The sequence below is a fragment of the Pseudomonas sp. SZ40 genome (genome assembly GCF_052958135.1).
In genome coordinates this window covers 64,046-90,162 of record NZ_JBQWIF010000004.1, presented here as the reverse complement: position 1 = coordinate 90,162, position 26,117 = coordinate 64,046, and the positions used below count along the sequence as shown (strand labels likewise).

At 63.2% G+C, this 26,117-nt stretch carries 22 protein-coding genes; 21 read left to right on the top strand and 1 reads right to left on the bottom strand.

All coding sequences use genetic code 11. From position 1 onward, the window contains the following. Positions 1 to 2 precede the first annotated feature (2 nt). From rsmH to lpxC, 15 genes are all read left to right on the top strand, one after another. A complete protein-coding gene (gene rsmH / locus ACT9T4_RS05415; protein WP_042554909.1) occupies positions 3 to 944 on the top strand; it encodes a 16S rRNA (cytosine(1402)-N(4))-methyltransferase RsmH in 942 nt (313 codons plus the stop codon). Further along, complete coding sequence (gene ftsL, locus ACT9T4_RS05410) at positions 941 to 1,234, top strand: cell division protein FtsL (protein WP_042554910.1); 294 nt, start codon at positions 941 to 943, stop codon at positions 1,232 to 1,234. Before rsmH ends, ftsL begins: the two co-directional genes overlap by 4 nt. Continuing rightward, on the top strand, positions 1,234 to 2,970 hold the full coding sequence (locus ACT9T4_RS05405; protein ID WP_179540169.1) for a peptidoglycan D,D-transpeptidase FtsI family protein: 1,737 nt from the start codon (positions 1,234 to 1,236) through the stop codon (positions 2,968 to 2,970). Before ftsL ends, ACT9T4_RS05405 begins: the two co-directional genes overlap by 1 nt. Further along, complete coding sequence (locus tag ACT9T4_RS05400; RefSeq protein WP_499115901.1) at positions 2,970 to 4,433, top strand: UDP-N-acetylmuramoyl-L-alanyl-D-glutamate--2,6-diaminopimelate ligase; 1,464 nt, start codon at positions 2,970 to 2,972, stop codon at positions 4,431 to 4,433. Before ACT9T4_RS05405 ends, ACT9T4_RS05400 begins: the two co-directional genes overlap by 1 nt. Next, positions 4,426 to 5,805, top strand: coding sequence for a UDP-N-acetylmuramoyl-tripeptide--D-alanyl-D-alanine ligase (locus ACT9T4_RS05395; RefSeq protein WP_499115900.1), 1,380 nt, complete (start codon positions 4,426 to 4,428; stop codon positions 5,803 to 5,805). Before ACT9T4_RS05400 ends, ACT9T4_RS05395 begins: the two co-directional genes overlap by 8 nt. Then, complete coding sequence (mraY, locus tag ACT9T4_RS05390) at positions 5,806 to 6,888, top strand: phospho-N-acetylmuramoyl-pentapeptide-transferase (protein ID WP_042554914.1); 1,083 nt, start codon at positions 5,806 to 5,808, stop codon at positions 6,886 to 6,888. It abuts the gene before it with no gap. 7 nt (positions 6,889 to 6,895) lie between these two features. Continuing rightward, positions 6,896 to 8,242, top strand: coding sequence for a UDP-N-acetylmuramoyl-L-alanine--D-glutamate ligase (gene murD, locus ACT9T4_RS05385; protein ID WP_179539961.1), 1,347 nt, complete (start codon positions 6,896 to 6,898; stop codon positions 8,240 to 8,242). Continuing rightward, entirely contained in the window at positions 8,242 to 9,468 is a 1,227-nt protein-coding gene (gene ftsW, locus ACT9T4_RS05380; RefSeq protein ID WP_499115897.1) for a putative lipid II flippase FtsW, read from the top strand. Before murD ends, ftsW begins: the two co-directional genes overlap by 1 nt. Then, positions 9,458 to 10,528: an undecaprenyldiphospho-muramoylpentapeptide beta-N-acetylglucosaminyltransferase gene (gene murG / locus ACT9T4_RS05375; RefSeq protein WP_499115895.1), complete on the top strand. Its 1,071-nt coding sequence runs from the start codon at positions 9,458 to 9,460 to the stop codon at positions 10,526 to 10,528. Before ftsW ends, murG begins: the two co-directional genes overlap by 11 nt. Positions 10,529 to 10,562: 34 nt before the next feature. After that, positions 10,563 to 11,969, top strand: a complete 1,407-nt coding sequence (gene murC / locus ACT9T4_RS05370; protein ID WP_218878766.1) for a UDP-N-acetylmuramate--L-alanine ligase — start codon at positions 10,563 to 10,565, stop codon at positions 11,967 to 11,969. Next, a complete protein-coding gene (locus ACT9T4_RS05365) occupies positions 11,966 to 12,916 on the top strand; it encodes a D-alanine--D-alanine ligase (RefSeq protein WP_179539963.1) in 951 nt (316 codons plus the stop codon). Before murC ends, ACT9T4_RS05365 begins: the two co-directional genes overlap by 4 nt. Continuing rightward, positions 12,916 to 13,776: a cell division protein FtsQ/DivIB gene (locus ACT9T4_RS05360; protein ID WP_156152743.1), complete on the top strand. Its 861-nt coding sequence runs from the start codon at positions 12,916 to 12,918 to the stop codon at positions 13,774 to 13,776. Before ACT9T4_RS05365 ends, ACT9T4_RS05360 begins: the two co-directional genes overlap by 1 nt. A 22-nt stretch (positions 13,777 to 13,798) precedes the next feature. Beyond that, positions 13,799 to 15,046, top strand: coding sequence for a cell division protein FtsA (gene ftsA, locus ACT9T4_RS05355; protein WP_042554921.1), 1,248 nt, complete (start codon positions 13,799 to 13,801; stop codon positions 15,044 to 15,046). A gap of 79 nt (positions 15,047 to 15,125) precedes the next feature. Then, entirely contained in the window at positions 15,126 to 16,316 is a 1,191-nt protein-coding gene (gene ftsZ / locus ACT9T4_RS05350) for a cell division protein FtsZ (RefSeq protein ID WP_042554922.1), read from the top strand. 112 nt (positions 16,317 to 16,428) lie between these two features. Continuing rightward, a complete protein-coding gene (gene lpxC, locus ACT9T4_RS05345; protein WP_042554923.1) occupies positions 16,429 to 17,340 on the top strand; it encodes a UDP-3-O-acyl-N-acetylglucosamine deacetylase in 912 nt (303 codons plus the stop codon). Between the two features lie 177 nt (positions 17,341 to 17,517). Here the strand turns inward: lpxC and ACT9T4_RS05340 are convergent, their stop codons facing one another. After that, on the bottom strand, positions 17,518 to 17,976 hold the full coding sequence (locus ACT9T4_RS05340; RefSeq protein ID WP_499115892.1) for a DciA family protein: 459 nt from the start codon (positions 17,974 to 17,976) through the stop codon (positions 17,518 to 17,520). 87 nt (positions 17,977 to 18,063) lie between these two features. On the opposite strand from ACT9T4_RS05340, the gene ACT9T4_RS05335 reads away from it, so the two are divergent. The 6 genes from ACT9T4_RS05335 (at position 18,064) to ACT9T4_RS05310 (ending at position 26,114) form a co-directional block, all read left to right on the top strand. Beyond that, entirely contained in the window at positions 18,064 to 18,990 is a 927-nt protein-coding gene (locus ACT9T4_RS05335) for a M23 family metallopeptidase (protein ID WP_042554925.1), read from the top strand. 170 nt (positions 18,991 to 19,160) lie between these two features. Next, entirely contained in the window at positions 19,161 to 21,899 is a 2,739-nt protein-coding gene (gene secA / locus ACT9T4_RS05330) for a preprotein translocase subunit SecA (protein WP_042554926.1), read from the top strand. 242 nt (positions 21,900 to 22,141) lie between these two features. Further along, positions 22,142 to 23,359, top strand: a complete 1,218-nt coding sequence (argJ, locus tag ACT9T4_RS05325) for a bifunctional glutamate N-acetyltransferase/amino-acid acetyltransferase ArgJ (RefSeq protein WP_179539965.1) — start codon at positions 22,142 to 22,144, stop codon at positions 23,357 to 23,359. A 182-nt stretch (positions 23,360 to 23,541) separates the two neighbouring features. Further along, the gene (locus tag ACT9T4_RS05320) at positions 23,542 to 24,168 is read left to right on the top strand and encodes a glutathione S-transferase family protein (RefSeq protein ID WP_499115889.1); all 627 of its coding nucleotides are present in this window, start codon (positions 23,542 to 23,544) and stop codon (positions 24,166 to 24,168) included. A 2-nt stretch (positions 24,169 to 24,170) separates the two neighbouring features. Continuing rightward, a complete protein-coding gene (locus ACT9T4_RS05315; protein WP_042554929.1) occupies positions 24,171 to 25,115 on the top strand; it encodes a Nudix family hydrolase in 945 nt (314 codons plus the stop codon). Between the two features lie 66 nt (positions 25,116 to 25,181). Then, complete coding sequence (locus ACT9T4_RS05310; RefSeq protein WP_499115887.1) at positions 25,182 to 26,114, top strand: AEC family transporter; 933 nt, start codon at positions 25,182 to 25,184, stop codon at positions 26,112 to 26,114. Positions 26,115 to 26,117: the final 3 nt, after the last annotated feature.

The following is a 26,117-nucleotide window of genomic DNA, read 5'->3' as shown; positions in this document are numbered from 1 at the left end:
CCATGACCAGTACCTTCCGCCATATTACCGTGTTGCTCGAGGAGGCCGTAGACGGCCTCTCGTTGCGCGCGGATGGCTGCTATGTGGACGGTACCTTCGGGCGGGGGGGGCACAGCCGGCTGATTCTTGATCGGATCGGACCAGGCGGTCGCTTGCTGGGATTCGACAAGGATCCCCTCGCAATCGCGACTGGAAATACGCTGGCGGCCGAAGACGGCCGCTTTGTCGTTGTGCAGCGCAGCTTTGCGGAACTTGCCGACGAGCTCGCTGTCCGCGACCTCGGTGGCCGCGTCAGTGGCGTGCTGCTGGATCTGGGGGTGTCGTCCCCGCAGTTGGACGACGCCGAGCGCGGCTTCAGTTTCCTCAATGACGGCCCGCTGGACATGCGCATGGACCCGACGCGCGGCGTCAGTGCTGCGCAGTTCATTGCCACTGCAGATGCCGACGAAATCGCGCGGGTCTTCAAAGAGTATGGCGAAGAGCGTTTCGCCAAGCGCATGGCTCGTGCCGTGGTGGAGCGTCGTGCCGAGCAGCCCTTCGAGCGCACCGGCGATCTGGCTCAGGTACTGACTGTCGCCAACCCCGCCTGGGAAAAGGGCAAGAATCCGGCTACCCGGGCTTTTCAGGGCCTGCGCATTCACGTCAATAACGAGCTGGGTGACCTGGAGCGTGGCCTCGACGCTGCGCTGGAAAGCCTGGAGGTCGGTGGTCGTCTGGTGGTGATCAGCTTCCACTCTCTGGAAGACCGCATCGTCAAACTGTTCATGCGCAAGCACGCCAAGGGCGAGATGGACAAGTTGCCCCGCGACCTGCCGATCATCCCCAAGGCCTTCGAGCCGCGCCTGAAGCTGATCGGCAAGCCGCAGTTCGCTTCCGAGGCCGAGCTCAAGGCCAACCCTCGCTCGCGCAGCGCCGTGATGCGCGTTGCGGAGAAGCTGCGATGAGCGGCGTGCTCGCCAAGCGTTTCCCCAAGGGCAGCCTGCTGATGCTGGTGCTCTTCGTTGCCGTGCTCGGTTCCGCGCTGGCGGTGTCCTACAGCGCGCACTGGAACCGTCAGTTGCTCAATGGCCTGTACGCCGAACTCAGCGTGCGCGACAAGGCGCAGGCCGAGTGGGGGCGGCTGATTCTCGAGCAAAGCACCTGGACCGCTCACAACCGTATCGAGACCCTGGCCAGCGAACAGCTGAAGATGCGCATCCCCGACGCCGCCGAAGTGCGCATGGTGGCGCCATGATGAAGCTCGAGGGGGCTCTCTACCCGTGGCGCTTCCGCCTGGTCATGCTGCTGATGGCAGTGATGGTCGCAGCGATCGCTGCGCGTATCTTCGAACTGCACGTATTCGACCACGACTTCCTCAAGGCCCATGGCGATGCGCGCAGTGTTCGGCACATTCCGATTCCCGCGCACCGCGGGCTGATCACCGACCGCAATGGCGAGCCACTGGCTGTCAGTACACCGGTCACCACGCTGTGGGCCAATGGCAAGGAACTGCAGGCCGGCAAGGCTCAGTGGCCGGTGCTCGCGGCTGCGCTCGGCCAGGAGCCGAATGCTTTCGCCACGCGTCTGCAGGCCAACGCCGAACGCGAGTTCATGTACCTGGTCCGTGGTCTGACCCCGGAGCAGGGGCAGCGTGTGCTCGACCTCAAGGTGCCGGGCGTTTACCCGATCGAAGAGTTCCGCCGCTTCTACCCGGCCGGGGAAGTGACCGCCCACATGGTCGGCTTCACCGACATCGATGACCGCGGTCGCGAAGGCGTCGAGCTGGCGTTCGAGGACTGGCTGGCTGGCGTGCCCGGCAAGCGGCAGGTGCTCAAGGACAGGCGTGGTCGCCTGATTCGCGACGTGCAGGTGACTCAGAACGCCAAGGCCGGCAAGGCCCTGGCGCTTTCCATCGATCTGCGTCTGCAATATCTGGCTCACCGCGAACTGCGCAACGCGCTGGTCGAATTCGGTGCCAAGGCCGGCAGCCTGGTGATGGTCGACGTGAAGACCGGCGAAATCCTCGCCATGGTCAACCAGCCGACCTACAACCCGAACAACCGCCGCAATCTTCAGCCGGCTGCCATGCGCAACCGGGCAATGATCGATGTGTTCGAGCCAGGCTCCACCATGAAGCCGTTCTCCATGAGTGCTGCTCTGGAGACCGGGCGCTGGAAGCCTACCGACAAGGTCGATGTGCAGGGCGGTACGCTGCAGATCGGTCGTTACACCATCAAGGACGTCTCCCGTGCGCCGGAAGGCGTGCTCGACCTGACGGGCATTCTCATCAAGTCCAGTAACGTCGGCATGAGCAAGGTCGCCTTCGACATCGGCGGCGCTGCCATTTATGACGTCATGCAGCAGGTCGGCCTCGGCCAGGACACCGGCCTGAGCTTCCCGGGGGAGCGCGTCGGTAACCTGCCCAACCACCGCGAGTGGCGCAAGGCCGAGACCGCGACGCTGTCCTATGGCTATGGCCTCTCGGTTACCGCTGTGCAACTGGCCCATGCCTACGCCGTACTGGGCAACAGCGGGCGCAGTGTGCCGATGTCGCTGACCCGTACCGATCGTGTGCGCGACAGCGTGCAAGTGATCCCGGAAGACGTCGCCCACACCATGCAGGGCATGCTGCAACAAGTGATCGAGGCACCAGGTGGTGTATTCCGTGCCCAGGTGCCGGGTTACCACGTGGCTGGCAAGAGTGGTACCGCGCGCAAGACCGCTTCCGGTACCAAGGGCTATCAGGCCAATGCCTACCGTTCGCTGTTCGCCGGCTTCGCTCCGGCCAGCAACCCGCGTATCGCCATCGCCGTGGTCATCGACGAGCCGAGCAAGAGCGGCTACTACGGCGGCCTGGTATCGGCGCCGGTATTCAGCCGCGTCATGGCCGGTGGCCTGCGCCTGATGAACATCACCCCGGACAATCTGCCCGAGACTGCAGCGGCGAAAGCCGAAGCGCCGACGGCGACCAACAATGGAGGGCGCGGCTGATGCCCATGCCATTGAACCAGTTGTTGCCTCAGGCAAGCAGCGGCGTACTGATTCGTGAACTGACGCTGGACAGCCGTCAGGTGCGCCCGGGCGATTTGTTCCTGGCCGTTCCCGGCACTCGTCAGGATGGTCGCGTGCACATTGCCGACGCGATTTCCCGTGGTGCCGCTGCGGTTGCCTACGAAATCGATGGTTCGCTGCCAATGACCGCGGAGAGCGCCGAACTGGTCGCTATCAAGGGGCTGGCAGGGCAGTTGTCGGCGATTGCCGGGCGCTTCTATGGCGAGCCGAGCCGTGGCCTGCACATGGTCGGTATCACCGGCACCAACGGCAAGACCAGTGTCAGCCAGTTGCTGGCCCAGGCGCTGGATCTGCTCGGCGAGCCCTGCGGCATCGTCGGCACCCTCGGCAACGGGTTTTATGGCGCTCTGGCTCAGGGGCTGCACACCACGCCCGATCCTATCGGCGTGCAGGCGACCCTGGCCGGGCTGAAGAAGAACGGTGCCCGGGCGATCGCCATGGAAGTATCGTCCCACGGTCTGCATCAGGGCCGTGTCGCCGCGCTGGACTTCGACGTGGCAGTGTTCACCAACCTGTCGCGCGATCACCTGGACTATCACGGCTCGATGGAAGCCTATCAGGCGGCCAAGTCGGCCCTGTTCGCATGGCCGAGCCTGCGCGCCCGGGTGATCAATCTGGACGACGCCACAGGCCGCAAACTGGCCGAGGACGAGCGCGAGTCGCGACTGATCGGTTACAGCCTGGAAAACGAAAGCGCCTACCTGTTCTGCCGTGACATTCATTTCGATGATCAGGGCGTGCGCGCCACATTGGTCACGCCACGGGGCGAAGGCAGCCTGCGCAGCTCGCTGTTGGGGCGCTTCAACCTCAGCAACCTGCTGGCGGTGGTCGGTGCGCTGGTGGCCATGGACTACCCGCTGGACGAGATTCTCAAGGCCCTGCCACGTCTGCAAGGGCCGGTCGGGCGCATGCAGCGCCTGGGTGGCCAGCAGGCACCGCTGGTGGTGGTCGATTACGCCCACACCCCGGACGCTCTGGAAAAAGTACTGAGTGCGCTGCGCCCGCATGTCACCGGTCGTCTGCTGTGCCTGTTCGGCTGTGGCGGGGATCGTGATCGTGGCAAGCGTCCGCTGATGGCCGAAGTCGTCGAGCGCCTGGCCGATGCCACGCTGGTCACCGACGACAATCCGCGCAGCGAGGCGCCCGAGCAGATTTTCGAGGATATCCGTGCCGGTCTGCGCAGCGCGGATCAGGTGCGTTTCGTCCATGGCCGTGGCCGTGCCATCGCTGAGCTGATCGGCGAAGCCGCGGTGGGCGACGTGGTGGTGCTGGCTGGCAAGGGCCACGAGGACTACCAGGAAATCGACGGCGTGCGTCAGCCGTTCTCCGATTTGCAGGAAGCTGCTCGCGCACTCGCGGCATGGGAGGCGGCACATGCTTAAGGCGCTGCGTTTGAGTGAAGTGGCCGGGCCATTGAACGGTCGCCTGGTTGGCGAAGATCGCGCTTTCGATGCCGTCAGCACCGATAGCCGCAGTATCGTGCCCGGCCAATTGTTCATCGCCCTGAGCGGCCCGCGTTTCGACGGTCATGACTACCTGGCGCAGGTCGCTGCCAAGGGCGCCGTGGCGGCGCTGGTCGAGCGGGAAGTGCCGGATGCCGGTTTGCCACAGTTGGTAGTCGGCGATACGGCCCTGGCCCTCGGTCAGCTGGCTGCCTTGAATCGCCAGGCATACGGTGGCCCGTTGGCGGCCGTGACCGGCTCCAGTGGCAAGACCACGGTCAAGGAAATGCTCGCCAGCATCCTGCGCGCTGCCTTCATGGATCTGGGCGGCACCGTGCTGGCCACCCGTGGCAACCTGAACAACCAACTCGGCGTGCCATTGACGCTGCTGGAGCTGGCGCCCGAGCACAAGGGTGCCGTGATCGAACTCGGCGCTTCCGGTATCGGCGAGATCGCCTACACCGTCGGCCTGACTCAGCCCCAGGTAGCGATCATCACCAATGCCGGCAGCGCTCACGTGGGCGAGTTCGGCGGGCCGGAGAACATCGTGCTGGCCAAGGGCGAGATCCTCGAAGGGCTGGCCGAAGGTGGTGTGGCCGTGCTCAATCGCGATGACGTGGCCTTCGAGCGCTGGGTCAAGCGCGCTGCCGGTCATCGCGTGCTGAGCTTCGCCCTGCGCGACGTCAACGCCGATTTCCATGCCAGCGAGCTGAGTCGCGATCCGCGCGGTTGCCCGTCCTTCAGCCTGTATTGCCACGACGGCCAGGCCCGCGTGCAACTGAACCTGCTGGGTGAGCACAACGTCGCCAATGCGCTGGCTGCTGCAGCGGCCGCCCATGCCCTGTCGGTGCCGCTGATGGCCATCAAGAACGGTCTCGAGAGCCTGTTGCCGGTCAAGGGCCGGGCCGTGGCGCAACTGGCGCAGAACGGTGCCCGGGTGATCGACGATACCTACAACGCCAACCCCGCCTCGATCTGCGCCGCCATCGACATCCTCGCCGGCTTTTCCGGCCGCAAGGTGCTGGTGCTGGGGGATATCGGCGAGTTGGGTGCCTGGTCGGAGCAGGGCCACCGCGAAGTTGGCGAATACGCGATCGGCAAGGCGGACGTTCTGTACGCGGTCGGGCCGCAGATGAAACACGCCGTTCAGGCTTTCGGTAGCCAAGCTCGGCATTTCGCCGACCAGGCCGCGTTGATCGCTGCGGTCCGCGCCGAACCCGGCGACAGCACCATTCTAATTAAAGGTTCACGCAGCGCCGCGATGGAAAACGTCGTGGTCGCGCTGTGTGGCGATAGCGGGGAGAGTCACTAAATGCTGCTGCTGCTGGCAGAGTATCTGCAACAGTTCCACAAGGGCTTCGCGGTCTTTCAGTACCTGACGCTGCGCGGGATTCTCGGCGTGCTCACGGCGCTGACACTGTCGCTGTTCCTAGGCCCCTGGATGATCCGTACCCTGCAGATTCGGCAGATCGGTCAGGCCGTGCGCAACGACGGCCCGCAGTCGCACCTGTCGAAGAAAGGCACGCCGACCATGGGCGGTGCGCTGATCCTCTCGGCGATCGCCGTCAGCACCCTGTTGTGGGCTGACCTGAGCAACCGTTACGTGTGGGTGGTGCTGATCGTTACCCTGCTGTTCGGTGCCATCGGTTGGGTCGACGACTACCGCAAGGTGATCGAAAAGAATTCCCGGGGTCTGCCTAGCCGCTGGAAGTACTTCTGGCAGTCGGTGTTCGGCCTGGGCGCGGCGACCTTCCTTTATATGACTGCGCAGACGCCGATCGAGACCACCCTGATCGTGCCGTTGCTCAAGGATGTCAGCATCCCGCTGGGCATCGGTTTCGTGATCCTGACCTACTTCGTCATCGTCGGCTCCAGCAACGCGGTTAACCTGACCGATGGCCTCGATGGCCTGGCCATTCTGCCAACCGTCATGGTCGGTGGCGCCCTGGGCATCTTCTGCTATCTGTCGGGCAACGTGAATTTCTCCGAGTACCTGCTGATTCCCTATGTGCCGGGGGCGGGTGAGCTGATCGTGTTCTGCGGTGCGCTGATTGGCGCCGGCCTGGGCTTCCTGTGGTTCAACACCTACCCAGCGCAGGTGTTCATGGGCGACGTGGGTGCGCTGGCGCTGGGCGCTGCACTGGGCACAATCGCCGTGATCGTGCGTCAGGAAATCGTGCTGTTCATCATGGGCGGCGTATTCGTCATGGAAACCCTGTCGGTGATCATCCAGGTCGCCAGCTTCAAGCTGACCGGCAAGCGCGTGTTCCGCATGGCACCGATTCACCACCATTTCGAGTTGAAGGGTTGGCCCGAACCACGGGTCATCGTTCGTTTCTGGATCATCACCGTCATTCTGGTGTTGATCGGCCTCGCTACTTTGAAACTGCGTTGAGGACAGCATGAGCCTGATCGCTTCCGACCAATTCCGCATCGTTGTCGGCCTCGGCAAGAGCGGCATGTCCCTGGTGCGCTACCTTGCGCGCCAGGGCGTGCGCTTTGCCGTGGTCGATACCCGTGCCAATCCGCCGGAGCTGAGCACCTTGCGTGAGCAGTTCCCGCAGGTCGAGGTGCGTTGTGGCGAGCTGGACGCGGAGTTCCTCGGTCGTGCCAGCGAACTGCTGATCAGCCCCGGTCTGGCCGTGGCCACACCGGCGTTGCAGGAGGCGGCCAAGCGTGGCGCCAAGTTGTCCGGAGACATCGACCTGTTCGCCCGCGCCGCCAAGGCGCCGATCATCGCCATCACCGGCTCCAACGCGAAGAGTACCGTGACCACCCTGGTCGGCGAGATGGCGGCAGCGGCCGGCCGCAAGGTCGCCGTGGGCGGCAACCTCGGCACGCCAGCGCTGGACCTGCTCGACGACGACGTCGAGCTGTATGTCATCGAGCTGTCCAGCTTCCAGCTGGAAACCACAGAATTGCTCAACGCTGAAGTGGCTACCTGCCTGAACGTCAGCGAAGATCACATGGATCGCTACGCCGATCTGCCTGCCTATCACCTGGCCAAGCACCGCGTGTTCCGCGGCGCGCGCCAGGTGGTGGTGAACCGTGACGACCCGCTGTCACGGCCGATGATCGCCGATCAGGTGCCGTGCTGGAGCTTCGGTCTCGGCAAGCCGGACTTCAAGCGTTTCGGCCTGCTCGAGGAAAACGGCGAGAAGGCGCTGGCCTATCAGTTCGAGGCCTTGCTGCCAGTGCGCGAGCTGAAAGTGCGTGGTGCCCACAACCAGTCCAATGCCCTGGCGGCGCTGGCGCTCGGCCACGCCGTGGGCCTTCCGATGGCGGTCATGCTCGATACCCTCAAGGGCTTCACCGGCCTGCCGCACCGCTGCCAGTGGGTCGGTGAGCGCGCGGGCGTGAGCTATTACGACGACTCCAAGGCCACCAACGTGGGTGCCGCTCTGGCGGCCATCGAAGGTCTGGGCGATGACATCGCCGGCAAGCTGGTGCTGATCGCCGGTGGCGACGGCAAGGGCGCCGACTTCTCCAGCCTGCGCAAGCCGGTAGCGGCCCATTGCCGCGCCGTGGTGCTGCTCGGCCGTGATGCCGAGCGTTTGGCAGCGGTGCTCGAGGGGGCGGTGGACATCGTTCGTGTCGATACCTTGCAGGCGGCGGTCGAGCAGGCTGCGGCCATCGCCCAGAGTGGTGACGCGGTACTGCTGTCGCCAGCCTGCGCGAGCCTCGACATGTTCAAGAACTTCGAAGAACGCGGGCGCCTGTTCGCCCAGGCCGTGGAGGCGCTCGTCTGATGCTGTCCTTCCTGCGCCCTTATCCGTCCCCGCTGTTCAGCCGCCGTGGCCTGGACATGGACTTCCCCATGCTCGCCGGCTGCCTGGCGTTGCTCGGCCTGGGGCTGGTGATGATCTCCTCGGCTTCTACCGAAGTGGCAGCGGTCAACACGGGTAGCCCGCTGTACTACATGATCCGCCACCTGGTGTATCTGGTGATCGGCCTCGGTGCTGCTGGCGTGGTGCTGATGGTGCCGTTGGCCACCTGGCAGCGGCACAGCTGGTTGTTGCTGCTGATCGCCATCGCCCTGCTGGTGATGGTGCTGGTTCCCGGCATCGGCCGCGAAGTCAACGGCGCACGACGCTGGATCGGCTTCGGTGCCTTCAACATTCAGCCCTCGGAGATCGCCAAGGTCTTCGTGGTGCTCTATCTCGCCGGTTATCTGGTACGTCGCCAGGAAGAGGTGCGCGAGAGCTGGGCCGGTTTCTTCAAACCGTTCGTGGTATTGCTGCCGATGGCCTTCCTGCTGCTGCTGGAGCCGGACTTCGGTGCCACCGTGGTCATGATGGGCTCGGCAATGGCCATGCTGTTCCTCGGTGGCGTCGGCCTGTTGCGCTTCGGCCTGATGGTGGCTCTGGCAGTGGGCGCGGTGTTCGTGCTGGTGCAGACCCAGGAATATCGCCTGCAGCGTCTGATCACCTTCACCGACCCCTGGGCCGACCAATATGGTTCCGGCTACCAGCTGACCCAGGCACTGATCGCCTTCGGTCGAGGCGAATGGCTGGGCGTGGGGCTGGGCAACAGCATCCAGAAACAGTTCTACCTGCCGGAAGCGCACACCGACTTCGTGTTCTCCGTACTGGCCGAGGAGCTTGGCCTGGTCGGTGCGCTGGCGACCGTCGGCCTGTTCGTGTTCGTCAGCGTACGGGCCTTGTACATCGGTCTGTGGGCGGAGCGCGCCAAGCAGTTCTTCTCCGCCTATGTGGCCTTCGGTCTGGCTTTCCTGTGGATTGGTCAGTTCCTGATCAACATCGGTGTGAACATCGGCCTGTTGCCCACCAAGGGCCTGACCCTGCCATTCCTCAGCTACGGCGGCAGCTCTCTGGTGATCTGCTGCGTCAGCCTGGCGCTGCTGCTGCGCATCGAGTGGGAAACGCGCAATCAGCTGGGTAACGAAGACGTCGAATTCGACGAATCGGATTTCCCCGAGCCCGCTATCGGCAAGGAGGCTGCTCATGGCCGGTAACGTGCTGATCATGGCGGGCGGCACCGGGGGGCATGTGTTCCCGGCCCTGGCCTGCGCACGCGAATTCCAGGCGCGCGGTTACCGCGTGCACTGGCTGGGCACGCCGCGTGGTATCGAGAACGAGCTGGTGCCGGCTGCCGGTCTGCCGCTGCACCTGATCAACGTCAGCGGTCTGCGCGGCAAGGGCAAGCTGTCGCTGTTCAAGGCACCGCTGCAGCTGCTCAAGGCGCTGTTCCAGGCTCGCAAGGTGGTGCGTGAGCTGCAGCCGGTCTGTGTGCTCGGCATGGGCGGTTACGTGACCGGCCCTGGCGGCCTGGCTGCGCGGCTGGCTGGCGTGCCACTGATCATTCACGAGCAGAATGCAGTGGCTGGTACCGCCAATCGCAGCCTGGTGGCATTCGCCAGCCGGGTCTGCGAGGCTTTCCCCGACACCTTCGCGGCATCGGACAAGCGTCGTACCACCGGCAACCCGGTGCGCGAGGAGCTGTTCCTGGAAACGCCCCGCGATTCCCTGACCGGTCGTCGCCCGCGTCTGCTGATTCTGGGCGGCAGCCTGGGCGCCGAGCCACTCAACAAATTGCTGCCGGAGGCGCTGGCGCGGGTATCTGCCGAACTGCGGCCGGAAGTGTTCCATCAGGCGGGCAAGCAGCACGCCACGGTGACTGGCGAACGTTACACCGCTGTGGGCGTCGAAGCGCAAGTCGCGCCGTTCATCAGCGACATGGCCCGCGCCTATGCATGGGCCGATCTGGTGGTTTGCCGCTCCGGCGCGCTGACCGTCAGTGAACTGGCTGCTGCCGGTCTGCCGGCTTTCCTGGTGCCGTTGCCCCACGCGATCGACGATCACCAGACGCGCAATGCCAGCTATCTCGCGAAGGATGGTGCCGCCGTCCTTCTGCCCCAACGCTCCACTGACGCTGCCGATCTGGCAGCGCAGCTGACCGAGGTCTTGATGCACCCCGAACGACTCAAAGAAATGGCCAGCACGGCACGTCGCCTGGCCAAGCCCGATGCCACCCGTAGCGTTGTCGATGTTTGCCTGGAGGTGGCCCGTGGCTAAGTCTCCCGCAGCGGTCAAGGCAGAAGTGCGGCGCATGCGCCGTATCCGCCGTATTCATTTCGTCGGCATCGGCGGCGCTGGTATGTGCGGCATCGCTGAAGTACTGCTCAACCTCGGTTACGAAGTTTCCGGCTCCGACCTGAAAACCTCGTCGGTCACCGAGCGCCTGGAAAACTTCGGTGCCCACATCTTCATCGGTCACCGTGCCGAGAACGCCGAGAATGCCGACGTGCTGGTGGTTTCCAGTGCCATCAACACCTCCAACCCGGAAGTCGCTACCGCTCTCGAGCGGCGCATTCCGGTGGTGCCGCGTGCCGAAATGCTCGCCGAGCTGATGCGCTACCGTCACGGTATCGCCGTGGCCGGTACCCATGGCAAGACCACCACCACCAGCCTGCTGGCTTCGGTGTTCGCTGCCGGTGGCCTGGACCCAACCTTCGTGATCGGTGGTCGTCTGAACGCCGCCGGCACCAATGCGCAGCTCGGCACCAGCCGCTACCTGATCGCCGAAGCCGACGAGAGCGATGCCAGCTTCCTGCATCTGCAGCCCATGGTCTCGGTGGTCACCAACATCGACATGGACCACATGAGCACCTATGAGGGCGACTTCAACAAACTGAAGAAGACCTTCATCGAGTTCCTCCACAACCTGCCGTTCTACGGCCTGGCCGTGGTCTGCGTGGATGATCCGGTGGTTCGCGAGATTCTCTCCCAGGTGGGCCGCCCGACCGTGACCTACGGTTTCAGCGAAGACGCCGACGTGCGTGCCATCAACGTGCGTCAGCAGGGCATGCAGACCTTCTTCACGGTGCTGCGTCCGGACTGCGAGCCGCTCGACGTGTCGGTGAACATGCCCGGCAATCACAACGTGCTCAACGCTTTGGCGACCATCTGTATCGCCACTGATGAAGGCATCAGTGACGAAGCCATCGTGCAGGGGCTGTCGCAGTTCCAGGGTGTCGGTCGCCGCTTCCAGGTCTATGGCGAGCTGCCGGTCGAAGGCGGTCAAGTGATGCTGGTCGACGATTATGGCCATCACCCGCGCGAAGTCGCGGCAGTGATCAAGGCCGTACGCGGCGGTTGGCCAGAGCGCCGTCTGGTGATGGTCTACCAGCCGCACCGTTTCAGCCGTACCCGTGACCTGTACGACGATTTCGTTCAAGTGCTGGCCGATGCCAACGTGCTGCTGTTGATGGAAGTCTATCCGGCTGGCGAAGAGCCGATTCCGGGTGCCGACAGCCGTCAGCTGTGTCACAGCATCCGCCAACGCGGTCAGCTGGATCCCATTTATGTCGAACGTGGCGCCGAGCTGGCGCCGCTGATCAAGCCGCTGCTGCGTGCCGGCGACATCCTGCTTTGCCAGGGTGCCGGCGACATTGGCGGGGTTGCCCCACAACTGCTGCAAAGCCCGCTGTTCAGCGTGCAAGGTCAAGGGAAATGAGTGCCGATACTCTGAAATCTCAACTGCCGGTCGCGGCGTTCGGCCGAGTGGCCGTGCTGTTCGGCGGCAAGAGCGCTGAGCGCGAAGTCTCGCTGAAGTCCGGCAATGCCGTGTTGTCCGCGCTGCAGAGTGCGGGCGTGGATGCCTTCGGCATCGACGTGGGGGATGACGTCCTCGAGCGCCTGCTCAACGAGAAGATCGACCGTGCCTTCATCGTGCTGCACGGCCGTGGTGGTGAAGACGGCAGCATGCAGGGCCTGCTCGAATGCGCCGGTATTCCCTACACCGGCAGTGGCATCCTGGCCTCTGCCCTGGCCATGGACAAGCTGCGCACCAAGCAGGTATGGCAGAGCCTCGGTCTTTCCACGCCGCGTCATGCGGTACTGGCCAGTGCCGAGGATTGCCGCCGCGCGGCTGCCGAGCTGGGTTTCCCGCTGATCGTCAAACCGGCCCACGAGGGTTCCAGCATCGGCATGGCCAAGGTCGCCGATGTCGAGGCGCTGATCGCTGCCTGGCAGGACGCTGCCGTCTACGACAGCCAGGTGCTGGTCGAGCAGTGGATCCACGGCCCCGAATTCACCATCGCCATGTTGCGCGGCGAAGTGTTGCCGCCCATCGCGCTGGGCACGTCGCACAGCTTCTACGACTACGATGCCAAGTACCTGGCCAATGACACCCAGTACCGGGTTCCCTGCGGTCTGGATGCCGACAAGGAGGCCGAACTCAAGGCGCTGACCGCCAGGGCCTGTGAGGCCGTGGGCACTCAGGGGTGGGCTCGCGCCGACGTGATGCAGGACGCCGAAGGGCGCTTCTGGCTGCTCGAGGTCAATACCGTACCAGGCATGACCGACCACAGTCTGGTGCCGATGGCCGCGCAGGCTGCCGGTCTGGACTTCCAGCAACTGGTGTTGGCGATCCTTGCCGACAGTGTCGAGGCCCGGGGGTAATCATGAGCGCCGTCTTGCGTCATCAGCCAGGTACCGCCCGAGCGCCCATGCGCGGCAAGGCCGTGCCGCGCGGCGCCAGCCGTCTGGTGGCGAAGGAGCCGATCAGCCTGCGTTTGCCGCGACCCAATTTCAGTCTGTTCAAGCGCATCACCTGGCCGGTGCTATTGCTGGTGCTGGGTTTCGGCGCTTATGAGTTGTCACTTCGCCTGCTGCCTTACGCGGATCGGCCGATCGCCAAGATCAGCGTGGAAGGCGATCTGAGCTACATCAGCCAGCAATCGGTGCAACAACGCATTGAACCTTTTGTCAGCGCGAGCTTCTTCAGTGTCGACCTTGTCGGTATGCGTCACGAACTGGAGCAGATGCCGTGGATCGCCCACGCCGAAGTACGTCGCGTATGGCCCGATCAGGTGATGGTGCGTCTGGAAGAGCAACTGCCGATCGCCCGTTGGGGTGACGAAGCGCTGCTCAACAACCAGGGGCAGGCATTCGCGCCGAAAGAACTGGCGCATTACGAGAATCTGCCACAGCTGTACGGCCCGAAACGGGCCCAGCAACAAGTCATGCAGCAGTATCAGGTGTTGAGCCAGATGCTGCGACCAATGGGATTCACCGTGGCACGCCTGGAGTTGCGTGAGCGCGGCAGCTGGTTCCTGTCCACCGGGCAGGGGATCGAAGTGCTGCTGGGACGCGACCATCTGGTGGAAAAAATACGTCGTTTCGGCGCCATCTATAGCAAGGCGCTGAAGGATCAGAAAGACAACATCGCGCGGATCGATCTGCGCTACGCCAACGGCCTCGCCGTTGCGTGGCACGAGCCGCCGGCACCCGTAGCGGCCGAAACCGCTGCGGTGCAGTGAATCAGGAGAGAAGGCAAGAGTCATGGCAAACGTGCAGAGCGGCAAGATGATCGTCGGCCTCGACATCGGCACCTCCAAAGTGGTGGCGCTGGTGGGTGAGGTGACCGCTGATGGTCAGCTGGAAATCGTCGGCATCGGTACTCACCCATCGCGCGGCCTGAAGAAGGGCGTGGTGGTCAATATCGAGTCCACGGTGGCCTCGATCCAGCGCGCGGTCGAAGAAGCCCAGCTAATGGCGGGTTGCCGCATCCATTCGGCCTTCGTCGGCGTCGCCGGCAATCACATTCGCAGCCTCAACAGCCACGGCATCGTCGCCATCCGCGACCGGGAGGTCAGCAATGCCGACCTGGAGCGCGTGCTCGACGCCGCTCAGGCCGTTGCCATTCCCGCTGACCAGCGTGTTCTGCACACCCTGCCGCAGGATTACGTGATCGATAACCAGGAAGGCGTTCGTGAGCCGCTGGGCATGTCCGGTGTGCGCCTGGAAGCCAAGGTACACGTGGTGACCTGTGCGGTGAACGCGGCGCAGAACATCGAGAAGTGCGTGCGCCGGTGCGGCCTGGAAGTCGATGACATCATCCTCGAACAGCTCGCATCCGCTTATGCGGTGCTGACCGACGACGAGAAGGAACTGGGCGTTTGCCTGGTCGACATCGGCGGTGGCACCACTGATATCTGCATCTTCACCGAAGGCGCGATTCGGCATACCGCGGTGATCCCGATCGCTGGCGATCAGGTCACCAACGATATCGCCATGGCCCTGCGTACCCCGACTCAGTACGCCGAAGAGATCAAGATCCGTTATGCCTGCGCCCTGGCCAAGTTGGCTGGCGCTGGCGAGACCATCAAGGTGCCGAGCGTAGGCGATCGCCCGCCGCGCGACCTGTCGCGCCAGTCGCTGGCTGAAGTGGTCGAGCCGCGTTACGACGAGCTGTTCACCCTGATTCAGGCCGAACTGCGTCGCAGCGGTTACGAAGATCTGATCCCGGCAGGCATCGTGCTCACCGGTGGTACCGCGAAGATGGAAGGGGCGGTCGAGCTGGCCGAGGAAATCTTCCACATGCCGGTACGCCTCGGTGTGCCCCACAGCGTCAAGGGGCTCAGCGACGTGGTGCGCAATCCTATTTATTCGACGGGCGTTGGCCTGTTGATGTACGGCCTGCGCAAGCAGTCCGACGACATCCCGATGCCCGGCAACGGTAGCTACGGCGATGAAACTAAAACCCCGGTACTGGAACGGCTCAAACGCTGGATTCAGGGCAACTTCTAATGTTGGGCGGCGCGTGCACGGGCGTGTGCGGCGTCATCAGGCAGTAGGCGTAAAAACTAGAAAATACAGGAGAGAGACCATGTTTGAACTCGTAGACAACCTTCCGCAAAGCGCGGTCATCAAGGTTATCGGTGTCGGTGGTGGTGGCGGCAACGCCGTCAATCACATGGCCAAGAGCAACATCGAAGGCGTCGAATTCATCTGCGCCAACACCGATGCTCAGGCACTGAAGAACATCGGTGCACGCACCATCCTGCAACTGGGCACTGGCGTGACCAAGGGCCTGGGCGCTGGTGCCAATCCGGAAGTGGGTCGTCAGGCCGCTCTGGAAGACCGTGAGCGTATCGCCGAAGTGCTGCAGGGCTGCGACATGGTATTCATCACCACGGGCATGGGCGGTGGTACCGGTACCGGTGCTGCGCCAGTGATCGCCGAAGTGGCCAAGGAAATGGGCATCCTGACCGTCGCGGTAGTGACGCGTCCGTTCCCGTTCGAAGGCCGCAAGCGTATGCAGATCGCCGATGAAGGCATCCGCGCGCTGCAGGAAAGCGTCGACTCGCTGATCACCATCCCCAACGAAAAACTGCTGACCATCCTCGGCAAGGACGCCAGCCTGCTGTCCGCCTTCTCCAAGGCCGATGACGTGCTGTCCGGTGCCGTACGTGGTATCTCCGACATCATCAAGCGTCCGGGCATGATCAACGTCGACTTCGCCGACGTGAAGACCGTGATGAGCGAAATGGGCATGGCGATGATGGGCACTGGCTGCGCCAGCGGTCCGAACCGTGCACGTGAAGCGACCGAAGCGGCCATTCGCAACCCGCTGCTCGAAGACGTCAACCTGCAGGGCGCTCGCGGCATCCTGGTGAACATCACCGCCGGTCCTGACTTGTCCCTGGGTGAGTACTCCGACGTGGGTAACATCATTGAACAATTCGCCTCCGAGCACGCCACCGTCAAGGTTGGTACCGTGATCGATCCGGACATGCGCGACGAGCTGCACGTGACCGTGGTTGCCACCGGTCTGGGCGCGCGCATCGAGAAGCCGGTCAAGGTCGTCGACAACACCGTTCAGGTGGCTGCCGCTCAGTCCAGCGCTCCGGTCGCTGCGCCGATTCGCAGTGAGCAAAGCGTCAATTACAAAGATTACGAGCGCCCGACCGTACAGCGTCAGAGCCATGGTGGCGCTGCCACTGCGGCGAAGATGAACCCGCAGGATGACCTGGATTATCTGGACATCCCCGCGTTCCTGCGCCGTCAGGCAGATTGATGAAATCTATCAGGAGTATAAGGGTGATTGGTGTTCAGCAAAGGTCGGTTCTGCTATCATCGCCAGCCTTTGTTGAAAACAATTCGCACCTAGCGCTATAGCGGCCAGACCCATGATCAAACAACGCACCCTGAAGAACATCATCCGCGCCACGGGTATCGGCCTGCACTCCGGGGAGAAGGTTTACCTGACCCTGAAGCCGGCTCCGGTTGACACCGGCATCGTGTTCCGTCGCACCGACCTCGATCCTGTAGTAGAGGTCACCGGTCACGCCCTGAACGTCGGTGAGACCACCATGTCGACCACGCTGGTCAATGGTGATGTCAAGGTGGATACGGTAGAGCACCTGCTGTCAGCCATGGCTGGCCTGGGTATCGATAACGCCTACGTCGAGCTCTCTGCCTGTGAAGTGCCGATCATGGATGGCAGCGCTGGGCCCTTTGTTTTCCTGATTCAGTCGGCTGGTCTGCAAGAGCAGGACGCGCCCAAGAAGTTCATCCGCATCATCAGTGAAGTGACCGTAACGGACGGCGACAAGCGCGCCACCTTCGTTCCGTTCGATGGCTTCAAGGTGAGCTTCGAGATCGATTTCGATCACCCGGTGTTCCATGACCGTACCAAGACGGCGAGTGTGGATTTCTCCAGCACGTCGTTCGTCAAAGAGGTCAGCCGTGCCCGCACGTTCGGTTTCATGCGTGATATCGAATTCCTGCGTTCGCACAATCTGGCCCGTGGCGGTAGCGTGGACAACGCCATCGTGGTGGACGAATTCGGTGTGCTCAACGAAGACGGCCTGCGTTACGAGGACGAATTCGTCAGGCACAAGATTCTCGATGCCATTGGTGATCTCTATCTGCTCGGCAACAGCCTTATCGGTGAGTTCCGCGGCTACAAATCCGGCCATGGCCTGAACAACCGCCTGCTGCGCGCTTTGATCGCACAGCCGGAGGCTTGGGAAGTGGTCACATTCGAAGACGCCGATACCGCACCGATTTCTTACATGCGCCCAGCTGCGGCGATGTAAGGCACTCTCCTTGTTTTATCTTCAAGGCCACCTTCGGGTGGCCTTTTTTTATTGCGGTATTTTTATCGTTTTTGCAGATGCCTACCGACATATGCAGTAGCCACGGCTACCGGCTCGGTGCATGGCGTGACAGTTTTCCGGCGGCACTCAGGTGCTCTGATAACCGCTTGATGAGGTTTACGAATCGCTGCGTCGGCGATGGTTCGCCAGACGTTCCAGGGCCTCACGCAGGCGAGGGTCGGTGACCCCGGCGGCGGTTTCCTGGATGCTGTCAGCGGCGCTGTCGGAGAGCTCGAAGGGGCGGGGAGGCTCGCGCCTTTCGGCGGTAGGAGGTTGCACCTTGAAGAGTATTTTCGTTAAGGTCGCGAACGTTTCGAGCGCCTGCAACTGCCTTTGCAGGCGCCGCTGTTGATAACGCAGCCGGGTGGCCCAGTGGCCATCGGTGACGATTAAAAGCAGACAGCCTTCTCGCCAGGATGCCACGTGACAGTGTTCCCGAGCGGCAGGTTGTAGCTGGCTTTCCAGCAACTGCTGCAGGTGATCGATCCGCTGGGCCTGATTGAACAGGGCTTTGAGCGGCTTCGCCTCGCGCAGCAGTGCGGCAGGAGCCTTGGCCGGCAAGGGACGAAAACTCATGGCGGGAAGCCTGCAAATTCTTGGGGCCGTCATGGTAGCAGAACCTTGCTGACCACTCTGGTTCCACCTTTTTTACATGGGGATGTCATGCACATCATTTTGCTCAGTCGACGTCACGGCGCCGCACGTTCGCTCAGTCTCGATCTGCGCTGGCTGGCGATCGGCCTGGCGTTGTTGGTCGCGTTGGCGGTTGGCGGAGGTGCCGCAGTGGGCGCCTGGCTGGCACCGAAGCCGACAGGGCTGCCGGAAAGCGTCGAGATCACTCAGGCTCTCGATGCCCAGCGTGACGAAGTGGGTGCGGTGCGTATCGATGCACAGCGCCAACTGGATGCATTCGCCGCCCACGTCGCCGAGCTGCAGGCCCGGCTGACTCGGCTCGATGCTCTTGGCGAGCGGCTTACCGAGCTGGCGGAGCTGGACGCCAGCGAGTTCGATTTCTCCCTCGGCGTCGGTCAGGGTGGGCCTGAAGAGCCCATTGGGGGCGCTGCCTACGCGCCGCCACCGTTCATGAGTTCTCTGGATGAGCTGGCAATGCGCATGGACAGCCGCGAGCAGCAGCTCGAGGTGCTGGAGCAGTTGCTGGCCGATCGGCGTATCGATGAGGCGGTGATGCTCTCGGGCCATCCGGTGCTGCAGGGGTACGTGTCGTCGCCATTCGGTCATCGGGTCGATCCGCTGACCGGGCGTGCCAGTGTGCACAAGGGCGTGGATTTCGCTGCCAAGGCGGGCAGCGATGTGGTCGCGGTCGGCGCTGGCGTGGTGACTTTCGCCGGGCGTCGCAACGGCTATGGCAACACCGTGGAAATCAGCCATGCCGATGGCTATGTCACGCTGTATGCGCACAACCGCAGCAATCGTGTGCAGGTCGGTGACCTGGTTCAGCGCGGTCAGGCCATCGCAACGGTGGGCAGTACCGGGCGCTCGACGGGCAATCACGTTCACTTCGAAGTCAGCCGTAACGGGCAACTGGTCAATCCGCACAGTTACATTGCGCGAGTCAGCGACGAAGAGTGATGAGGGTGGTCGCTGCCAACTTCGTGCAGCAGCCGATGGCCCTGTGCCAATAACGCCGCTTTCATCCATTCCGTTTCCGGGTAGAATGCCCCCTTCGCACGCAGCCATGAGGGCTGCATGGGCGACTCACGGGGCCGCCCTCCATCCATAGCGTGGAAGATCCTGTCGATATGTTTGCGCCTTTGTTGAAAAAACTCTTTGGAAGCAAGAACGAGCGTGAGGTCAAGCGCCTGCTCAAGGCGGTTCAGGCCGTCAATGCATTCGAGGAGCAGATGCTCGCACTCTCCGATGAGCAACTGCGCGCCAAGACCGAAGAATTCAAGGCCCGCCTGGCCAAAGGCGAAACCCTGGATCAACTGTTGCCCGAAGCCTTTGCCGTCGCCCGCGAGGCTGGCAAGCGCGTGATGGGCATGCGCCACTTCGACGTCCAGTTGATCGGTGGCATGACCCTGCATGAAGGCAAGATCGCCGAGATGCGTACCGGTGAGGGCAAGACCCTGGTCGGCACCCTGGCCGTCTACCTCAACGCCCTGGAAGGCAAGGGCGTGCACGTGGTCACGGTCAACGACTACCTGGCTCGCCGTGACGCCAACTGGATGCGTCCGCTGTATGAATTCCTCGGTCTGTCGGTCGGCATCGTCACCCCGTTCATGCCGCCAGACGAGAAGCGCGCCGCTTATGCGTCCGATATCACCTACGGCACCAACAACGAATTCGGTTTCGATTACCTGCGCGACAACATGGCGTTCAGCGTGGAAGAGAAATTCCAGCGCGAGCTGAATTTCGCCGTGATCGACGAAGTCGACTCGATCCTCATCGACGAGGCGCGTACACCGCTGATCATCTCCGGCCAGGCCGAAGACAGCTCCAAGATGTACACCGAGATCAACAAGCTGATTCCTCGTCTCAAGCTGCACATCGAGGAAGAAGAGGGCGTGGTCACTCAGGAAGGCCATTACAAGGTCGACGAGAAGAGCCGCCAGGTCGAACTCAACGAGGAAGGTCATCAGGTCATCGAAGACATGCTGACCCAGGCAGGTCTGCTGGCCGAGGGCGAGAGCCTCTATTCGGCGCACAACCTCGGCCTGCTGACCCACGTGTATGCCGGCCTGCGCGCTCACACCCTGTTCCAGCGCAACGTCGAGTACATCGTGCAGAACGGTCAGGTGATCCTGATCGACGAACACACCGGTCGTACCATGCAGGGCCGTCGCCTGTCCGAAGGCCTGCACCAGGCCATCGAAGCGAAGGAAGGCGTGAACATCCAGGCCGAGAGCCAGACGCTCGCCTCGACCACCTTCCAGAACTATTTCCGCCTGTACAACAAGCTGGCGGGAATGACCGGTACCGCTGATACCGAAGCCTTCGAATTCCACCAGATCTACGGTCTGGACGTGATGGTCATTCCGACCAACAAGCCGATTTCCCGTAAGGACTTCAACGACCTGGTCTACCTGACCCAGGAAGAGAAGTACGCGGCGATCATCAACGACATCAAGGAATGCCAGGCCCAGGGCCGGCCGATCCTGGTCGGTACCGCGACCATCGAGACGTCCGAGTACGTGTCGCGCTTGCTGGAGCAGGAAGGCATCGAGCACAAGGTGCTCAACGCCAAGTTCCACGAGAAGGAAGCCGAGATCATCGCCCAGGCCGGTCGCCCAGGCGCACTGACCATCGCGACCAACATGGCCGGTCGTGGTACCGACATTCTGTTGGGCGGCAATTGGGAAGTCGAAGTGGCGGCGCTGGAGAACGCCACTCCCGAGCAGATCGCCCAGATCAAGGCCGACTGGCAGAAACGTCACCAGCAGGTACTCGAGTCGGGTGGCCTGCACGTGATCGCGTCCGAGCGTCACGAATCGCGCCGTATCGACAACCAGCTGCGTGGCCGTGCCGGTCGTCAGGGTGATGCCGGCTCCAGCCGTTTCTACCTGTCGCTGGAGGACAGCCTGATGCGCATCTTCGCCTCCGATCGGGTGAAGAACTTCATGAAGGCGCTGGGCATGCAGGCCGGCGAAGCCATCGAGCACCGCATGGTGACCAACGCCATCGAGAAGGCGCAGCGCAAGGTCGAAGGCCGCAACTTCGACATGCGCAAGCAATTGCTCGAGTTCGATGACGTGGCCAACGAACAGCGCAAGGTGATCTACCACATGCGCAACACCTTGCTGACCGCCGACAACGTTGGCGAGACCATCGAGGACTTCCGCAAGGAAGTGTTGGACAACACCATCAACGCCCACATGCCGCCGCAGTCGCTGCCTGAGCAGTGGGATATCGCCGGTCTGGAAGAGGCGCTGTACGCTGGCTTCAACCTGCGCCTGCCGATCCAGCAGTGGCTCGACGAAGACGACAAGTTGTACGAGGACACGCTGCGCGAGCGCATCCTCAAGGAGCTGATCGAGGCTTACAACGAGAAAGAGACCCAGGCCAGTGCCGAGGCTCTGCGTACCTTCGAGAAGCAGATTCTGCTGCGTGTACTCGACGACCTGTGGAAAGACCACCTGTCGACCATGGATCACCTGCGTCACGGTATTCACCTGCGCGGTTACGCGCAGAAGAACCCGAAGCAGGAATACAAGCGCGAGTCCTTCACCCTGTTCCAGGAACTGCTCGACTCCATCAAGCGCGATGCCATCCGCGTGCTCTCGCACGTGCAGGTTCGCCGCGAGGATCCGGCCGAGGAAGAAGCCCGTCTGCGTCGCGATGCCGAAGCCCTGGCTCAGCGCATGCAGTTCCAGCACGATGAAGTTTCCGCGCTCGAAGAGCCTGAAGCCGAAGCGCAGGATGGCGGCGATGTCGCGGTTGCCAGCGCCCCCGTGCGTGCCGAGCAGAAGATCGGTCGCAACGAGCTCTGCCCGTGCGGCTCCGGCAAGAAGTACAAGCACTGCCACGGTCAGGTCAACTGAGAACCTGAACACGACTAGCTGCGCGTCGGCCCTGCGGCGTTGAAAACAGGCTCGGAATGCTCATGTACAAAAGTACACTCCGCTTCCTCGCCTGTTTTCGCCTTGCAGGTCTCTAGCTCGCAAGGTCGTGATCAGGTTCTTTACCTGAGCTGTAAAATCCCAACGCCGCGAGGGCTAGCCTCTTCGCGGCGTTTTCGCATCGAACATGCTGTGCAATTCCACCTAATTCGAGGAGCTTCCCCATGGCTGTTGGTCTTGGCCCGCTGTCTACCCTGCACCCGGTTCCAGGTTTCGAACTGGGCATCGCCTCCGCCGGCATCAAGCGCCCTGGGCGCAAGGATGTGGTGGTGATGCGCTGTGCCGAAGGCAGCAGCGTGGCAGGTGTGTTCACCCTCAACGCGTTCTGCGCGGCGCCGGTGATCCTGGCCAAGAAACGCACGTCCGGCAGCGTTCGCTACCTGCTGACCAATACGGGCAATGCCAATGCCGGCACCGGCGAGCCGGGCCTGCAGAACGCCATGCGTACCTGCGCCAGTCTGGCCGCCCTGGCCGGTGTGGACGAGAGCGAAGTGCTGCCGTTCTCCACCGGGGTGATCGGTGAGCCGCTGCCGGTGGAAAAGATCGAGGGTGCGCTGCAGGCCGCTCTGGATAACCTCTCGGTGAACAACTGGGCCGATGCCGCTACCGGCATCATGACCACCGATACCCTGCCCAAGGGTGCCAGCCGCCAGTTCAGCCATGAAGGCGTGACGGTCACCGTCACCGGCATTAGCAAGGGCGCCGGCATGATCAAGCCGAACATGGCCACCATGCTCGGCTACATCGCCACGGACGCCAAGGTCGCCCAGGGCGTGCTGCAGGATCTGCTGCGCGATGCGGCGAACAAGTCGTTCAACCGCATCACCATCGACGGCGATACCTCCACCAACGATTGCTGCATGCTGATCGCCACCGGTCAGGCAGCGCTGCCGGAAATCACCCAGGCCAGCGGGGCGCTGTTCGCGGCCCTCAAGCAGGCGGTGTTCGAGGTGTGCATGGACGTGGCCCAGGCCATCGTGCGTGACGGTGAAGGCGCGACCAAGTTCGTCACCGTGCAGGTCAACGGGGGGGCGACGCATCAGGAGTGTCTGGATGTCGGCTATGCCGTGGCCCATTCGCCGTTGATCAAGACCGCGTTGTTCGCCTCCGACCCCAACTGGGGGCGCATCCTCGCGGCCGTCGGCCGCGCCGGTGTGGCGCAGCTCGACGTCAGCAAGATCGACGTGTTCCTCGGTAATGTGTGCATCGCCAGCAAGGGTTGCCGGGCCAGCAGCTACACCGAGGAGCAGGGCTCGGCGGTGATGGCCGAAGCGGAAATCACCATCCGCATCGAGCTGGGTCGCGGCACCTGCAGCGAGACCATCTGGACCACCGATCTGTCCCACGAGTACGTGAAGATCAACGCCGAATACCGCACCTGAGGTAGGCCATTCCCAGGCTTCGCGCGGATCGATGGTCCGCACCTGCTTGCCTCTCGAGGTTTGCAGTCGGTAGCTGGCCCCCATTCCGCTCGCGCATGGCCCCATGAGCGAGCGGAATTTGCCTTCACGGCAGGTAGCGGCGAAGCTGTCGCTCTGTTTCTTCTGACCGCCGGAGAGCGCACATGCCGCTGCAATTGCTGATAGGCAACAAGAACTACTCGTCCTGGTCGCTACGCGGCTGGTTGCTGGCCGAACTCAGTGGCGCGGACTATCAGGAAACCCTGGTGCCGCTGTTTCGTGCCGATACTCACGCGCGCCTGCAGGCCCATTCGCCGACCGCCAAGGTGCCAGTGCTCAAGACCGATGACGCCGGGGTGATCTGGGACTCTCTGGCCATCGCCGAGTACCTGGCAGAGCGCTTTCCCGAGGCTGCCATGTGGCCCCGTGATGTAGCGGCTCGGGCCATGGCGCGTTCCGTCTGCGCGGAAATGCACAGCGGTTTCGGCGCGTTGCGCAGTCATATGCCCATGGACATGCAGCGCAATACGCCGCTGGCCAGCATTGCCGATGACGTGCAGGGCGATATCCAGCGGGTCATCGCCTTGTGGGCAACCTGTCGTCAGCGTTTTGGCCAGAGTGGCCCTTATCTGTTCGGTGAACTGAGCATCGCCGACGCCTATTTCGCGCCGGTGGCCAGCCGCCTGCGTAGTTATGCCGTGCAACTGCCCGAAGATGCCGCGGCCTATGTGGAAACCATTTTTCAGTGGCCGGCGTTCCAGCGCTGGTTGCAGGCAGCCTTGAAGGAGTGAACGTGAAGCGCGTGCATGTAGCGGCAGCGGTGATTCGTGGTGAGGATGGTCGCATCCTCATCGCCAGGCGTCCCGACGACAAGCATCAGGGCGGGCTCTGGGAGTTTCCGGGGGGCAAGGTCGAGGAGGGCGAGGCCGTGCTGGCTGCTTTGTCCCGCGAGCTGCACGAGGAGTTGGGCATTCGCCCGGAAAGTGCACGGCCACTGATCCAGGTGCGCCACGACTATGTCGACAAGCACGTCCTGCTGGACGTCTGGGAGGTCAGCCGTTTCAGTGGCGAGCCTCACGGCGCCGAAGGTCAGCCACTGGCCTGGGTGAGTGCCCGGCAGTTGGGCGATTACGATTTCCCGGCTGCCAACCGGCCAATCGTGGCGGCCGCCCGTTTGCCCGAGCAGTACCTGATCACCCCGGATGGCCTGGATGGGCCGCAGTTGCTGGCGGGCATTCGCGCAGCCATCGGCCGTGGCGCGCGGCTGATCCAGTTGCGTGCCCCGGCGATGTTCGATGCTCAGTACCGGGATCTTGCCGTGGACATCCAGGGGCTGTGCGCCGGCAAGGCGCAATTAATGCTCAAGGGGCCCCTGGAGTGGCTTGGCGATTTTCCCGCTGCCGGCTGGCACCTGACGGCCGAGCAATTGCGCAAGTATGCCGCCAAGGGGCGTCCGCTGGCGGCGGACCGCTGGCTGGCGGCGTCCTGCCACAGCGCCGAGGAGTTGCAGTTGGCGGCACAGATCGGCGCCGATTTCGTCACGCTGTCGCCGTTGCAGGCGACCCAGAGCCACCCCGATGCACAGCCCTTGGGCTGGGAGCAGGCAACCGAGCTGCTGCAGGGCTTCAACCAGCCGTGTTACTTGCTCGGTGGAGTCGGCCCGCAGCACAGCGAGCAAGCCTGGCAGGCCGGCGCGCAGGGCGTTGCCGGAATTCGCGCCTTCTGGCCCGAGCAATAACCACGATCTGCTGCCTGTTTCGGGCGGCAGTACGTCTGTCCGTTTTCGCTGAGAGTTCTCCGGCCCATGGCCTCGGTCTTCAATGTCATCCTGCCGGTCTTCGCGCTGATCCTCGCCGGCTTCGCCTGTCGGCGGCTGGGTCTGCTTGGCGCCACGGCGGCGTCCGAGATAAACCGCATGGTGGTCTGGCTGTGCCTGCCGGCGCTGCTCTTCGAGGCCATGGCGACGGTCGTCTGGGAGGCGATCTGGCAGCCGGGGTTCATCCTCGCCTATGGCATCGCCACTCTGGGTATCTTCGCCGTGGTGTTGCTGTGGCGCCTGCGCCGTACCGGCAGCCTGGCCGATGCCAGCGTGCAGGGGCTGAGCGCCTCCTATGCGAATACCGGTTACATGGGCATCCCGCTGTGTCTGCTGGTGTTCGGCGATGCAGGCATGGAGCCGGCACTGATTGCCTGCCTGATCGTCATCTGCGTGCTGTTCGCCCTGGCGGTGGTGTGCATCGAAGTTGGCTTGCAGAACGAAAAGAGCGTCCTGCTGGCGGTACGCAAGGTCTCTATCGCGTTGCTGAAGAACCCCATCGTCATGGCGCCGCTGCTCGGTGCGCTATGGGCGACGACGGCGCAGCCGCTGCCCGGGCCGCTGCACCAGTTTCTCAAGTTGCTCGCCGCCGCTACCGGCCCCTGTGCGCTGATCGCGCTGGGACTGTTCCTGGCGCAGCGGCGGGAGGGCGCGCAGCAGCGCGGTATCGGCCTGGTGCTGATCAAGCTGATCGCTCATCCGCTGATCACCTGGGTGCTCGCCGTCCATGTTTTCCGCCTGCCACCCATGTGGACTCATGCCGCCTTGCTGCTCAGTGCACTGCCCACCGGCACCGGGCCATTCATGCTTGCCGAGTTCTATCGGCGTGAAGGCACCCAGGTGTCGAGTACCATCCTGCTGTCGACCCTGGGGTCGCTGGTGACGCTGTCGATCTGCCTGTACCTGATCGCCCCCCGATAACCG